Genomic DNA, 12,356 nt, shown 5'->3' on the forward strand with positions numbered 1-12,356 from the left:
GCCCCTGTCTCCCGGCCAGATGAGATTGGGTTGATGATTGTCAAGGGGTGGGGGAGCCCGGCGGATTAACGTAGACGGACTGCAATCTCTCGATGGAGTGCTTCCATGAAATCCTCCCTGATGCAAATACTGGTTCACTTTGATGCATCACGGCGCGCTGCGCCTCGCCTGGAGTTCGCACGCCAGCTTGCGCGGCGGCACGGTGCCGCGGTGGCCGCGCTCTATGCGGTCACACCCAGCTTCGTGATGCCGCCATTTGCGCCCACCATCGGCCCCGGTGTCGCCGTCACCTTGCGCGAGCTTGACGACGAGCGGCTGGCCGGGGCGCGCGCCACCTTCGATCGTGCGCTGGCCTCGACCGGCGTACCGGTCTCCTGGGGCGAAGTGATCGACTACCCTGTGACGGGTGCCTTCGCCCAGCAGGCGCTGTATGCCGACCTGCTGGTGTTGGGCCAGCACGACCCTTCGGATATCGAGTCCTCGGACGTGCCGCCCGATTTCGCGGAAACCGCGATGGCGATCAGCGGCAGGCCGGCCCTGATCCTGCCCTACGCCGTGGTGCCGCCGACGGTCGGCGAGACGGTGGTGATTGCCTGGAAGACGACGCGCGAGGCGGCGCGTGCTGTCACCGCAGCCATGCCCCTGCTGCAGAGTGCGCAGCGTGTTCATGTGGTCAACTGGTCAGCCGATGAGCCTGTCGTCGGTGGCGTTTCGCTGGATCTGGCTGGCTATTTGAAGCGCCATGGCGTTGAGGCGACCTGGCACCGCCAGGGGGATGAGCCGGAAAGGCTGGGCGAGTTGCTGTTGTCAAGCGCCTTCGACCTGGAAGCCGACCTGCTGGTGATGGGCTGCTACGGCCATAGCCGGGCGCGCGAGTGGCTGCTGGGCGGCACCTCGCGGGCGGTTTTGCAGTCCATGACCCTGCCGGTGCTGATGGCGCACTGACCGCCAGCGCAACCCGCCCTTGGGTCACAGGGTTCCGGATGGCCACTCTGGGAACCCGGATTTGGGGAAAGCGTGCTTGGCACTCGGACGATTCCTAGGCGGTCTCGGTGCTGTGGATGCCGCTGATCCGGATTATTCCGAGGGGTGGATTCAGCTATCACCGATATCGCAACGATAGGCGCGCGCGCATAGTGGCTGTATGTCTGATCTCCAAGTTCCCGTCAGGGTTTTTCTGGCCGACGACTCGGCCCTGATCCGCAGTCGTGTGGCCGCGATGCTCGGCGTCAATGAGATGACCATCGTCGGTCAGGCTGAGACGCCGCAGGGATCAATCGACGGCATTCTGGCCACGGCGCCCGATGTGGTGGTGCTCGACGTCCAGCTGGACGGTGGTTCGGGCCTGCAGGTATTGCGCGCCGTGCGTCAGGCCGCGCCCGAAATCGCTTTCGTCGTCTTCAGCAACAACGCGGGCCCGGCCTACCGCAAGCGCTACCTGCGGGAGGGCGCTGCCCGCTTCCTCGACAAAAGCACCGAATCCGATCAACTTGCCCAGGCTGTTGCGAGAGCATCGCAACACCCTGCGCATTGACGGCCGTCTCATCAAGGGGAAAATCATGTCAACCGCCACACTCATACGCACACAGGAGCGCACACAAGAGCGTACGCAGGAAACACCCGCCAGCGACCTGCGGGTCATTCCGATTCGACAGGCCATGGGGGATGCGCAGGTCGCGCCTTTGGGGACACCCTGCTCCAGCTGCCACCTGTGCGATCTGTGCCTGCCCTGCGGCATGACAGACGGCGACGTGGAGTGCCTGGACAGCCTGACGTTCGGGCGTCGCAAGGTCAAGGCCGGCCAGACGCTCTTTGACGAGGGCGACCACTTTCAATTCATGTATGCCGTGCGCAGCGGCACCTTCAAGTCCAGCCTGATGCTGGCCGACGGCCGCGAGCAGATCAGTGGCTTCCACATGGCCGGTGAGCTGATTGGCCTGGACGGCGTGGCCTATGGCAAGCATGCCAGCACCGCTACGGCGCTGGAGGATACCGAGGTCTGCGTCATTCCCTATGCGCAACTGACCCGGCTGGCCACCGGCAACGCCAGCATGCAGAACATGGTCAGTCGCCTGATGAGCCGCGAGATCATCCGGGAACACAGCCTGATGCTGTTGCTGGGCAGCATGAACGCCGAGGAACGGCTGGCGGCGTTTCTGCTGAACCTGTCGCAGCGCCTGAAGGCCCGCGGCTACTCGGCCAGCGAATTTCACCTGAGGATGACGCGCGCCGAAATCGGTAGCTACCTGGGCATGAAACTGGAAACCGTCAGCCGCACATTCTCGGCCTTCCAGCAGCAGGGTTTGCTTGAAGTCGACAAGCGCCACATCCGCATCGTCAACCTGGACGGCCTGACGCGGGTCTTCGAGATGCACCTGCACTGAAGGCTGCATCGGTATGAAATACAAGGACTATTACGCCGCGCTGGGTGTGCCACGGGACGCCGACACCGAACAGATCAAGAAGGCCTACCGCAAGCTGGCGCGCCAGCACCACCCGGACGTCTCCAAGGCGCCCGATACCGAAGCCCGGTTCAAGGAGGTGGCCGAGGCCTACGCGACGCTGAAGGACCCCGAGAAGCGCGCCGCGTACGACGAGCTCGGTCGCCGCCCGGCCGGTGAAGAGTTTGCGCCGCCACCGCAGTGGAGCCATGAGTACGCCTCGGACGGGCAGTCGTTCGAGGACATCGACCTGGCCGACCTGCTGGCCGCGCTGGGCCGCGGGCACCGTGGTTCGCGGCACGGCCCGGTGCCCATGCATGGGCGCGACTATGAGACGGTCGTGCGCATCAGCCTGGAAGAGGCGCACCGGGGCACCCGGCTCAACCTGGATCTGGCGCACGAGGCGGGCGGCTCGCGTACCCTGGAAGTCACCATTCCGCCGGGGGTGAGTGAAGGCCAGAAGCTGCGCTTGCGCGGCAAGGGTGGCAAGGGCAGCCATGGCGGCGCCGACGGCGATATCTATTTGCACATTACGCTGGTACCGCATCCGGTGTTTCGCGCCGACCACCACGACCTGTACTTCGATCTGGCGCTTGCGCCGTGGGAGGCGGCGCTGGGCGCTGACGTGGAAGTGCCCACGCTGGACGAGCCGGTGATGCTCACGGTGCCGCCGGGCACGCGCTCGGGGCGCAAGCTGCGCCTGCGCGGGCGCGGCCTGGCCAACGGCCGCAGCGGGCGCGGTCATCTGTATGCCGTCACGCATGTTGACGTGCCCGCCACCCTGACCGGGCGGGAGCGCGAGCTGTTCCAGGAACTGGCGCGCACCTCGCACTTCAACCCACGCCGTCGTGGTCAAGGAGAACCGACATGAAACCACAGCCGCTTGAATACACCTGGCTGGACGCCCGCGAAACCGTGACCGTCTCCGACTTGTCCCGGGCCTGCGGTCTGAGCGCGGCCGAACTTGACGAACTGGTGGAATACGGCGCGCTGCAGCCGCTGGAGCAGCACCGGGCGGAGCGCCTCTTCAGCGCCGAATACGTCATGCCGCTGCGCAGCGTCGGCAGGCTGCGACTGGACTTCGACCTGGACCTGTTTACCGTGGCGCTGCTCTTCGGTTACCTCAATCGCATTGAGGCGCTGGAGCGCCAGGTGCAGTCGCTGCAGGCCCAGTTGCCCGGGTATGAGCTGTCCACCGGGGAGGGCGCAGACACATGAGATTGAGCCGGGCCGGCCTGTCGCCACCCGGGGCTGTTGCTTGTTCACCTTGACTTTCACGATTGGAGTTAACCATGTCATCTCTTCATCAAACCGTACTGGGCATCGCCCTGGCTGCAGCCGCCATGGGCTCCTGGGCCCAAACCGCCGCGGAACACGCGCAGCATCACCCGATTGTTGTCGCGGCTGGCCAGCCTCCGGCCGGGCAGGCAGGTCCTGCCCCCGGGCCAGCCAGTGCCGATCGCATGGCCGCCATGGACCGCCAGATGAAAGTCATGCGCGAGATGCGCGAAAAAATGGCCAACGCCAAGACGCCGGAAGAGCGCAATGCGCTGATGGCCGAGCACATGAAAACCATGCAGGATGGCATGGCGATGATGAACATGATGGGCGGCCCAGGCATGGGCCCCATGGGCGGCATGCAGGGCGGCAAACCCATGACGGGCACCATGAACGAGCGCCAGCAGATGATGGAAAAGCGCATGGACATGATGCAGTCCATGATGCAGATGATGATGGATCGCCAGCCCCCACCGGCTACCAAATGAAGGCGCTCTCATGATGAACCCGACAACCCTGCCGCCCCTTCGCACGGGCATTGCGCTGGCCATCACCGTCGGGGTGTTTTATGCCCTGTGCGCACTGGCCTGGGCGCTGGCACCCGGCCCGTTCCTGGGGCTCATGAACAACCTGTTCCACGGCATGGACTTCAGCCCGCTGGTGCAACAGCGGCCATTCGCCTGGGCCGGATTCCTGGTGGTGCTTTTCGTGCTCGGCGCGTGGGCCCTGCTTGCCGGGGCATTCTTCGCCTGGGTGCTCAACCGCCTGACGCGTTGATCGCCTTGCATTTCCGGAGAAACAAATGAACCACGACCAGAACCTTGACCGGCATGACGTTGAGCCCGGGGGCTTCTGGCGTTCGCGCTACGCCCTCGGCCTGCTCGTGCTGGGCGCCATTGCCGCGTATTTCCTGCTCAGAGAACACCGTGCCCACGTGTTCGGGGCGCTGCCGTATTTGCTGCTGCTGGCCTGCCCGCTGATGCACCTCTTCATGCATCACGGGCATGGCCATCACCATGGCGATCACCGGCCCGGAGCCGGGCCGGGAAGGCCAGGCCGGCCGGATCAGCCAGACCCGGGAGAACCATCATGAGCCACGATCAACCGGCCTACGGGCTGTGGCTGCTGGTCATCCTCAACTCGGCCGTCTTCATCCTGTTTGCCTTCAGCTTCTTCAAGCCGGCCACGGCGCGCGACTGGCGAAGCTTCGGGGCATTCTCCGCCTTCATCGTGGCCCTGTTTGTCGAGATGTACGGATTCCCGCTGACCCTTTACTTGCTGTCGGGGTGGCTCCAGACCCGGTATCCGGGGCTGGACATCCTGTCCCATGACACCGGTCACCTGTGGTCGACGCTGCTGGGCGCCAAAGGTGATCCGCACTTCGGACCGCTGCACATCGCCAGCTATGTCTTCCTCGGCGGCGGCTTCTGGCTGCTGTCCAGCGCGTGGAACGTGCTCTACCACGCCCAGCGTAGCGGCGCACTGGCGACCACCGGCCCGTACGCGCGGATCCGACATCCACAGTACCTTGCCTTTGTGTTGATCATGCTGGGCTTTCTGTTTCAGTGGCCTACCGTGCTCACGCTGGTGATGTTTCCGATTCTGCTCGCCATGTACGGGCGTCTGGCGATCACTGAAGAAGCGGAAATGCGTGCGCAATTCGGCGACGCCTATGAACGCTACGCCCGGCGCACACCCCGGTTCCTCCCCCGCTGGGGTCATGTTTCAAGCGCAGGCTAGCCTGTGGCAACCAAAGGATCCCTATGTCTTACGTCCCTTACGGCTACATGATGGGCATGCACGCCCTGTGGTGGTTTTTCTGGATTGCGGCGGTGATTGCCGTGGTGATCGCCCTGGTCTTCCGGGATCGGGGGAGCCCCCCCGGATACCGGGAGCCACCGCGTGAGACGCCCCACGAGGTGTTGCGCCGCCGCCTGGCGAACGGCGAAATCAGCGCGGAGGAATACGAAAAACGCAAGGTGATTCTGGATCAGGATAGCTAGTACTCCGACCCAGAAATATCGAAACATGAAAGCGCGCCTTCGAACCCATGCCGTCGTTGCAAATCCTCGCCATAGCTACGGCTATGTCTGCGGTTTGCGCCTAGGCCTGGGCTCGAATCCATCACTTTCATTTTGTTCCGATACCTCTGCGTCGAAGTACCAGCAGGCAATGCCGTGAATTTCAGGCTCAGGCATAGACATGAACCCTCACACGCCATCCTTACGTTCGCCAGAACCCATGCAGCCTGAAACGGCAGACAGCGGGCACCCCGTCATGCCCCATGCGCATGGCGCTGGGGCCGCTGAATCAACGTCCCTGAAAGACCCGGTTTGCGGCATGCCTGTTACCGAACGGTCCGCGCATTGGCACGAGCATGAAGGCCGGCGCTATTACTTCTGCAGCGCGCATTGCAAGAACAAGTTCGGTGCAGACCCGGGGCGATTCGTCACCCCGGAGCCGGCGCTTGCGCCAGAGTCGGCAGCGCCCGCCGGCACGATTTACACCTGCCCGATGCATTCGGAGATACGCCAGGACCATCCCGGCAATTGCCCCAAGTGCGGCATGACGCTCGAACCCCTGCTGCCCGAGCTCGAAGATGGCGAGAATGCGGAGCTGGTCGATTTCCAGCGGCGCTTCTGGTGGACGCTGCCGCTGACCGGGGTCGTGACGCTGATGGCGATGTTTGGCCACAGGCTGAACTGGTTTGACATGGCTACGCAAAGCTGGCTCGAGTTGGTCCTGTCCCTGCCTATCGTGCTGTGGGCCGGCTGGCCGTTCTTCCAGCGTGGCTGGCAGTCGGTGGTGAATCGCAGCCCCAACATGTGGACGTTGATCGGCCTGGGCACCGGTGCCGCCTTCGTCTACAGCGTGGTCGCGACCGTCGCACCCCAGGTGTTTCCGGCCTCGTTCGTGTCCATGGGGCGGGTCGCCGTGTATTTTGAAGCGGCTGCCGTGATCATCTCGCTGACGTTGCTGGGCCAGGTGCTGGAGCTCAAGGCCCGCTCGCAAACCTCGGCCGCGATCAGGTCCCTGCTCGGGCTGGCACCCAAGACCGCCCGGCGCATCCGGGCCGACGGGAGCGAGGAGGATGTGCCTTTGAATCACGTCCATGTGGGCGACATGTTGCGCGTTCGACCCGGCGAGAAAGTGCCTGTCGATGGCGTGGTGGTCGAAGGCGGCAGTTCGGTGGACGAGTCGATGCTTACCGGCGAGCCGATGCCGGTCACCAAGCGTGTCGGTGACAAGGTCATCGGCGCAACGCTCAACACCAGTGGGGCCATGGTGATGCGGTCTGAGCGGGTGGGCGCGGCCACCATGCTGGCGCAAATCGTCCAGCTGGTCGCGCAGGCCCAGCGCTCAAAAGCCCCGATGCAGCGCATGGCCGACGTGGTGGCCGGCTATTTTGTGGTCTCCGTGGTGGCGGTTGCACTGCTGACGTTCTTCGGCTGGGGGCTGTTCGGGCCCGAGCCGCGCTGGGTCTTCGGCCTGATCAACGCCGTCGCGGTGTTGATCATCGCCTGTCCGTGCGCCCTGGGTCTGGCCACGCCGATGTCCATCATGGTGGCCACGGGTCTTGGCGCGACGCGGGGCGTGCTGTTCCGCGATGCGGCGGCCATCGAGAACCTGCGCAAGATCGACACGCTCATCATCGACAAGACCGGCACCCTGACCGAGGGACGCCCGCGGTTCGACCGCGCCATTCCGGCCCCAGGGTTTGAAGCCGACGAGGTGTTGCGCCTCGCGGCGAGCCTGGATCAGGGCAGCGAGCACCCGCTGGCGGACGCCATCGTGGCTGCGGCCCGCGAGCGTGGCATGACGTTGGACAAGGTGGAAAACTTTGAATCCGGCTCCGGCATCGGCGTGCGCGGACAGGTGGCAGGGCATCAACTGGCGCTCGGCAATACCACCCTGATGCAGCAGATGGGCATCCCGGTTGATAGCCTGATGCCGCAGGCCGAGGCCCTGCGGGCAGAAGGCGCCAGCGTGATGCACTTGGCCGCCGATGGACGCCTGATCGGTCTGCTGGCTGTTTCCGATCCGATCAAGTCCAGCACGCCCGAGGCGCTGGCAACGCTGAAAGCGGCCGGCCTGCGTATCGTGATGGCGACCGGCGACGGCCTGACCACGGCCAAATCTGTCGGCGCGCGCCTGGGTATTGACGAGGTGCATGGCGAGGTCAAGCCGGCCGACAAATTGCGGCTGGTCGAGCGCCTGCAGAAGGAAGGCCGCGTGGTGGCGATGGCCGGGGACGGCATCAACGATGCGCCCGCGCTGGCCCAGGCGGATGTCGGTGTGGCCATGGGCACCGGCACCGACGTGGCGATGAACAGCGCGCAGGTCACGCTGGTCAAGGGTGATTTGCGCGGGATCGCCATCGCGCGTTCGCTGTCGGAAGCCACGGTGGGCAACATGAAGCAGAACCTGATGTTCGCCTTCCTGTACAACGCGGCGGGCATTCCCATCGCTGCCGGTGTGCTGTACCCGCTGACCGGCTGGCTGCTGTCGCCGATGATCGCCGCGCTGGCCATGAGCTTCAGCTCGGTGTCGGTGATCGGCAACGCGCTGCGCCTGCGGCGGAGCCGGTTGTGAGTCCACGTTTTCAGTTCCATCGGGAGGCAACAGCCGGTATTGCGGCCAGCCCCCAGGACCTGTTTGCCTTTCTGGATGATCACAGGCGGCTGGCGGCGCACATGGAAAAGCCGTCGCTGATGATGGCTGGCGCAATCATGAAAATCACGACCGACAGTCAGCAGGGCCAGGCCGTCGGCTCATGGATACGCATGGAAGGACGGGTCTTGGGCATTGCGCTAAGCGTTGAAGAGGTGGTGAGAGACTACAAACCCCCTGTCCTGAAAACCTGGGAAACCCGGGGCGAACCGCACTTGCTGCTGATCGGCCCGTACCGGATGGGTTTTGAACTGGCGCCCAGGGAAGGGAAGACCCAGCTGCGCGTCTGGATCGACTACAACCTTCCGTCCGGTTTGCCCGGACGCTGGCTCGGCAGACTGCTGGGCACTGTTTACGCGGACTGGTGCGTGACGCGCATGGTCAGGGATCCGGCGAATGTTTTTTGAGGAACGGCGCAGGACTGCAGGGGCTGTGCCGCGCAGAGTATCGGTGTTGGTTTGGTCTTAACCAGGGGAGATCATGGTCGCAAGAAAGAATCTGTGGTGGTTGGCGGTGCTGCAGGCCGGGCTGCTGGTTTGGGCGAGCGCTGCGCCGGCCGCCGACAAGGTGTATGTGGCGAACGAGCGGGCTGACACGATCAGTGTGCTGGATGCCGCGTCGTTCAGGGTGGTGGCAAGCGTGCGCGTTGGCAGGATGCCGCATAACGTGCAGGTGTCGCCCGATGGCCAGACCGTTTGGGTGACCAACAATGGCGAACCCGGCCGGGCGGCCGACGCCCCGGCGCACCAGGGCATGGACCCGGGCGCACACGATGCGATGGTGAAGGCCGGGGCCGTCTGGGCCATAGACACGCGCAGCGATACGGTCGTTGCGAAGGTGCCGGTGGGCCTGCACCCGGCCCACGTCGTGCTGACGCCGGACGGCCGCTTCGCCTATGTGACCAACGGGGGCGACAACACGGTGAGTGTGGTGGATACCGCGGCGCGGCGGGTGGTGGAGACGATTCCGGTGGGCGAGTATCCGCACGGTATTCGAATCAGCCCGGATGGCAGTCAGGCCTACGTTGCCAACCTGAAGGACGGAACGGTGTCGGTGATTGATACCACCAGCAAGTTGGAGATGCTGAGAATTCCGGTAGGCAAGGGTCCGGCCCAGGTCGGTTTCACGCCGGACGGTCGTCTCGCCTTCGTCTCGCTGTCGGAAGAAAATGCGGTCGCCGTCATCGACCCGGTCGCGCGCAAGGTCACCCGCAAGATAGTGGTGGGTGCGGTTCCCATTCAGCTCTACGCGACGCCGGACTCCCGCACGTTGCTGGTGGCCAATCAGGGCACGCGCCAGAAGCCCGGCAAGACCCTCAGCATGATCGACCTCCAGAGCCTGACCGTCGCGAAGACCGTCGAGACCGGCGCCGGCGCCCATGGCGTGGTGATAGACCGTGACGGCCGCTATGCCTACGTCACGAATACCTGGGCCAATTCAGTGTCCGTGCTTGACGTGAAGGACCGCAAGGTCGTTGCAACGGTTCGCGTGGGCAAGGGGCCCAACGGGATCAGCGTGGCGCCCTGAGGCCCTGAGGCCCTGACGCCTGTCTCCGCGCCGTGGACGCTGGCGTGGCTTGATGCATGTCAAGCCGGCTGGCGCCCGGCGTCTTTAGTATCAGATCATTCATGAACAAGGGGATCAACATGGCAACCAACACGGCAATCGCCTCTTTGGCATGGCGTCGCCTTCCCGCGAAGAAGCTGCTCGTCCTGCTGCTTTTGCTGCCCCTGATGGCGGCGACGTTCAGCGTGCATGCGCAGGATGGTGCGCAGGCCGCCACCCAGACATCGGTCCAGCAAGGTGTGACGGTGAAGGTCACCCCCAGGGTGGTCGGCGCCGATAACGCGCGCTGGCAATTCGCCGTCGTGCTCGACACCCACAGCAGCGACCTCAATGATGACCTCGTGAACACCGCAACGCTGGTCACAGCCGATGGCCGGGAGATCAGGCCGCTGGCCTGGACTGGCGCGGCCCCCGGCGGACATCATCGTGAGGGCCTGCTCGAGTTCGCCATGACCGCGCCCTGGCCCAATGCGATCGAGCTGAAGCTGGCGCGCCAGGGCGAAGCTGCGCCACGCGTTTTCCGCTGGCAATTTTGAACCCCGGCTCGCTTACCCCAGCGTCATGAGGGCTGCGGCCACCGAGCCGGCAGCAATCGACAGGCCATAACCGGCGGCGACAGGGCGACCGAGCGGCATCCCGCCGATCACCGCGGCAATGCAGGCCTTCGCCACCATGTTGGCCGCGGTCGCGAGGCCCACGGCGACCACGGTGGTGGTCACTGCCAGGCTGCCTGCCGCCTGCATTTTCATCACGCTGATGATGATGGCGTCGACATCGGCCAGCCCCGACAGTGTGGCCAGCGCATACAGGCCGGGGTTGCCCAGCCACGCCTGGCTGGCCTGGGTCAGGACCGCCATCAGGCCGAGAAACGCGCCGAAGCCGAGCGCTGTGCTCAGGCCGAAGGGCGCGATAGGATCGCCCTCCGACGCGACAGCGCCAGACGTGCCGCGCTTTCGCTGCCACGCGGCCAGGCCGAGAAGGGCGGCGCCTGCAGCCACCATGGGAACCCCGAGCGGCCGCCCGAGCGCAGGCTGAAGCGTGAACACGATCACCGTCATGCGCAGGAACATCATGCCGCAGGCGGCCAAAGTGCCGGCCGCCGCGGCATCGGTGAGCGCCGGTTCCGCCCGGGCACGCCGGGCGAGCATGAGCGTGGCTGCGGTCGAGGAGGCCAGGCCCCCGAGCAAGCCGGTCCAGAAGATGCCGCGCTGGGGGCCGGTGAACCGCATGGCGACATGGCCGCACAGGGACATGCCGGCAATCAGGACCACCGCCCACCACAGACGATAAGGGTTCAGCGCGGCATAGGGGCCGTAGCCGGCGTCCGGCAGCAGCGGCAGGATGACGACCGACAGCACGAGCAGCTGCAGCGCCGCGCTGAGTTCGCTGTGTTCCATGAGTCGCAGCCAGCGGTGCAGCGTGGGCTTGAGATCGAGCAGCACCGCGATGACGACTGCCGTGCCGACCGCGATGGCGGGATGGCCTGTGCCGGCCAGCGCACCGAGCGAGTACGTCAGCAGCGCGGCGATGGCGGTGGTTGCGCTCAGGCTGCCATGGGCACGAACGTTCTCGCGATAGGACACTGCCCCCAGGAGGGACAGGCCGGCGAGCCCCATGGCCAATGGCCACGGGCCCAGGGTCTCGCTCAGGACGCCGAGCACGCCACCCAGCAGGCCAAACAGCGAGAACGTCCGCAGTCCCGCAACGCGGCTGCCTTCGGCGCGCTCGCGCTCGCGCCAGCCGCGCTCAAGGCCGACCACAGCGCCGGCGGCCAGTGCCGCGGCCAGCGCTGACACGGTGGACGTGATGGAGGCGGAAAAAAGTTCCAGGGGAAGGATCCCGTTGGTCATTGTGGAAACGGTATTGTCAGTCAAATTGCGCAAATCAGACCTGATCCGGGGCAATCGGCAGCCCTTGGTGTGCCCACGAACGCGCCATGGTGGCGTTCATCAACCGGGGGGTCTCAGCAGGCGCGCCGCCAGCAATGCTCGCCTGCCTGCCGCCGATGCGCCAACGCGCCGGTGGACGTCATGGAGGCGAGAGAAGCATCCCGCACGCGGCGCGGAGATTCAGACCATCATGGACGGCCCGCACGCAGCGGGACGAGACGCAGCCCGTGCATGGCCAACGACAGCTACGCCACCCAGGTGCACGCTGACCAGGTGCAACACCTCGATCTTGCGCTCGACCAGTTCGAGCAGTTCGAGCAGTTTTGCACCGTCACCCAGAGCGTGGGACAGGGGATTTCCATCGAGGTGGCGGTGCATGACGTGACCGACGTCCAGTTGAAATGACAAACCGGATTACCGCACAGACTGCGCTATGCGTTTTACCCGTATGGTGAATTTCCCCTCCAGAAATTGAGGGAGGGCGAGCATGAAACCGCATGAACTCTTCGCT

Annotated in this window: 16 protein-coding genes; 15 read left to right on the top strand and 1 reads right to left on the bottom strand. The window is 65.1% G+C overall.

Annotated elements, in window-relative coordinates; all coding sequences use genetic code 11:
• Positions 1-105 precede the first annotated feature (105 nt).
• The 14 genes from BPRO_RS05770 to BPRO_RS05835 all read left to right on the top strand — a co-directional run bounded on the left by BPRO_RS05770 (position 106) and on the right by BPRO_RS05835 (position 10,492).
• A complete protein-coding gene (locus tag BPRO_RS05770) occupies positions 106-945 on the top strand; it encodes a universal stress protein (protein ID WP_011482120.1) in 840 nt (279 codons plus the stop codon).
• 199 nt (positions 946-1,144) lie between these two features.
• Positions 1,145-1,534 carry a response regulator gene (locus BPRO_RS05775; RefSeq protein WP_011482121.1) on the top strand — a complete coding sequence of 130 codons (390 nt, stop codon included), beginning with the start codon at positions 1,145-1,147 and terminating at the stop codon, positions 1,532-1,534.
• A gap of 25 nt (positions 1,535-1,559) precedes the next feature.
• Positions 1,560-2,384, top strand: a complete 825-nt coding sequence (fnr, locus tag BPRO_RS05780; RefSeq protein ID WP_011482122.1) for a fumarate/nitrate reduction transcriptional regulator Fnr — start codon at positions 1,560-1,562, stop codon at positions 2,382-2,384.
• Between the two features lie 13 nt (positions 2,385-2,397).
• A complete protein-coding gene (locus BPRO_RS05785) occupies positions 2,398-3,312 on the top strand; it encodes a DnaJ C-terminal domain-containing protein (protein ID WP_011482123.1) in 915 nt (304 codons plus the stop codon).
• On the top strand, positions 3,309-3,659 hold the full coding sequence (locus tag BPRO_RS05790) for a chaperone modulator CbpM (protein WP_011482124.1): 351 nt from the start codon (positions 3,309-3,311) through the stop codon (positions 3,657-3,659). Before BPRO_RS05785 ends, BPRO_RS05790 begins: the two co-directional genes overlap by 4 nt.
• Positions 3,660-3,733: 74 nt before the next feature.
• Entirely contained in the window at positions 3,734-4,207 is a 474-nt protein-coding gene (locus tag BPRO_RS05795; protein WP_011482125.1) for a hypothetical protein, read from the top strand.
• A gap of 10 nt (positions 4,208-4,217) precedes the next feature.
• The gene (locus BPRO_RS05800) at positions 4,218-4,496 is read left to right on the top strand and encodes a DUF5676 family membrane protein (RefSeq protein ID WP_011482126.1); all 279 of its coding nucleotides are present in this window, start codon (positions 4,218-4,220) and stop codon (positions 4,494-4,496) included.
• A gap of 25 nt (positions 4,497-4,521) precedes the next feature.
• Complete coding sequence (locus tag BPRO_RS28435) at positions 4,522-4,812, top strand: DUF2933 domain-containing protein (RefSeq protein WP_011482127.1); 291 nt, start codon at positions 4,522-4,524, stop codon at positions 4,810-4,812.
• The gene (locus BPRO_RS05810) at positions 4,809-5,459 is read left to right on the top strand and encodes a methyltransferase family protein (protein WP_011482128.1); all 651 of its coding nucleotides are present in this window, start codon (positions 4,809-4,811) and stop codon (positions 5,457-5,459) included. Before BPRO_RS28435 ends, BPRO_RS05810 begins: the two co-directional genes overlap by 4 nt.
• Before the next feature lie 23 nt (positions 5,460-5,482).
• Entirely contained in the window at positions 5,483-5,722 is a 240-nt protein-coding gene (locus BPRO_RS05815; RefSeq protein WP_011482129.1) for an SHOCT domain-containing protein, read from the top strand.
• Between the two features lie 337 nt (positions 5,723-6,059).
• A complete protein-coding gene (locus BPRO_RS05820; protein ID WP_232291543.1) occupies positions 6,060-8,312 on the top strand; it encodes a heavy metal translocating P-type ATPase in 2,253 nt (750 codons plus the stop codon).
• A complete protein-coding gene (locus BPRO_RS05825) occupies positions 8,309-8,797 on the top strand; it encodes an SRPBCC family protein (protein WP_011482131.1) in 489 nt (162 codons plus the stop codon). Before BPRO_RS05820 ends, BPRO_RS05825 begins: the two co-directional genes overlap by 4 nt.
• Before the next feature lie 73 nt (positions 8,798-8,870).
• A complete protein-coding gene (locus BPRO_RS05830; RefSeq protein ID WP_011482132.1) occupies positions 8,871-9,917 on the top strand; it encodes a cytochrome D1 domain-containing protein in 1,047 nt (348 codons plus the stop codon).
• 101 nt (positions 9,918-10,018) lie between these two features.
• Complete coding sequence (locus BPRO_RS05835; RefSeq protein WP_157045737.1) at positions 10,019-10,492, top strand: hypothetical protein; 474 nt, start codon at positions 10,019-10,021, stop codon at positions 10,490-10,492.
• Positions 10,493-10,504: 12 nt separating this feature from the next.
• Here BPRO_RS05835 and BPRO_RS05840 read toward each other — a convergent pair whose 3' ends face one another.
• Complete coding sequence (locus BPRO_RS05840; RefSeq protein ID WP_011482134.1) at positions 10,505-11,806, bottom strand: MgtC/SapB family protein; 1,302 nt, start codon at positions 11,804-11,806, stop codon at positions 10,505-10,507.
• 270 nt (positions 11,807-12,076) lie between these two features.
• Between BPRO_RS05840 and BPRO_RS29445 the strand changes: the two genes are divergently transcribed.
• Positions 12,077-12,250, top strand: a complete 174-nt coding sequence (locus BPRO_RS29445; RefSeq protein WP_198140986.1) for a hypothetical protein — start codon at positions 12,077-12,079, stop codon at positions 12,248-12,250.
• Positions 12,251-12,356 lie beyond the last annotated feature (106 nt).

Source organism: Polaromonas sp. JS666 (genome assembly GCF_000013865.1).
Taxonomy (GTDB): Bacteria; Pseudomonadota; Gammaproteobacteria; order Burkholderiales; family Burkholderiaceae_C; genus Polaromonas.

What these genes read in the sequence shown, in the direction of transcription:
- BPRO_RS05770 (WP_011482120.1), top strand. Translation starts at nt 106, where the DNA reads ATGAAATCCTCCCTGATGCAAATACTGGTTCACTTTGATGCATCACGG.
- BPRO_RS05775 (WP_011482121.1), top strand. Translation starts at nt 1,145, where the DNA reads ATGTCTGATCTCCAAGTTCCCGTCAGGGTTTTTCTGGCCGACGACTCG.
- fnr (WP_011482122.1), top strand. Translation starts at nt 1,560, where the DNA reads ATGTCAACCGCCACACTCATACGCACACAGGAGCGCACACAAGAGCGT.
- BPRO_RS05785 (WP_011482123.1), top strand. Translation starts at nt 2,398, where the DNA reads ATGAAATACAAGGACTATTACGCCGCGCTGGGTGTGCCACGGGACGCC.
- BPRO_RS05790 (WP_011482124.1), top strand. Translation starts at nt 3,309, where the DNA reads ATGAAACCACAGCCGCTTGAATACACCTGGCTGGACGCCCGCGAAACC.
- BPRO_RS05795 (WP_011482125.1), top strand. Translation starts at nt 3,734, where the DNA reads ATGTCATCTCTTCATCAAACCGTACTGGGCATCGCCCTGGCTGCAGCC.
- BPRO_RS05800 (WP_011482126.1), top strand. Translation starts at nt 4,218, where the DNA reads ATGATGAACCCGACAACCCTGCCGCCCCTTCGCACGGGCATTGCGCTG.
- BPRO_RS28435 (WP_011482127.1), top strand. Translation starts at nt 4,522, where the DNA reads ATGAACCACGACCAGAACCTTGACCGGCATGACGTTGAGCCCGGGGGC.
- BPRO_RS05810 (WP_011482128.1), top strand. Translation starts at nt 4,809, where the DNA reads ATGAGCCACGATCAACCGGCCTACGGGCTGTGGCTGCTGGTCATCCTC.
- BPRO_RS05815 (WP_011482129.1), top strand. Translation starts at nt 5,483, where the DNA reads ATGTCTTACGTCCCTTACGGCTACATGATGGGCATGCACGCCCTGTGG.
- BPRO_RS05820 (WP_232291543.1), top strand. Translation starts at nt 6,060, where the DNA reads ATGCCTGTTACCGAACGGTCCGCGCATTGGCACGAGCATGAAGGCCGG.
- BPRO_RS05830 (WP_011482132.1), top strand. Translation starts at nt 8,871, where the DNA reads ATGGTCGCAAGAAAGAATCTGTGGTGGTTGGCGGTGCTGCAGGCCGGG.
- BPRO_RS05835 (WP_157045737.1), top strand. Translation starts at nt 10,019, where the DNA reads ATGAACAAGGGGATCAACATGGCAACCAACACGGCAATCGCCTCTTTG.
- BPRO_RS05840 (WP_011482134.1), bottom strand. Translation starts at nt 11,806, where the DNA reads ATGACCAACGGGATCCTTCCCCTGGAACTTTTTTCCGCCTCCATCACG.
- BPRO_RS29445 (WP_198140986.1), top strand. Translation starts at nt 12,077, where the DNA reads ATGGCCAACGACAGCTACGCCACCCAGGTGCACGCTGACCAGGTGCAA.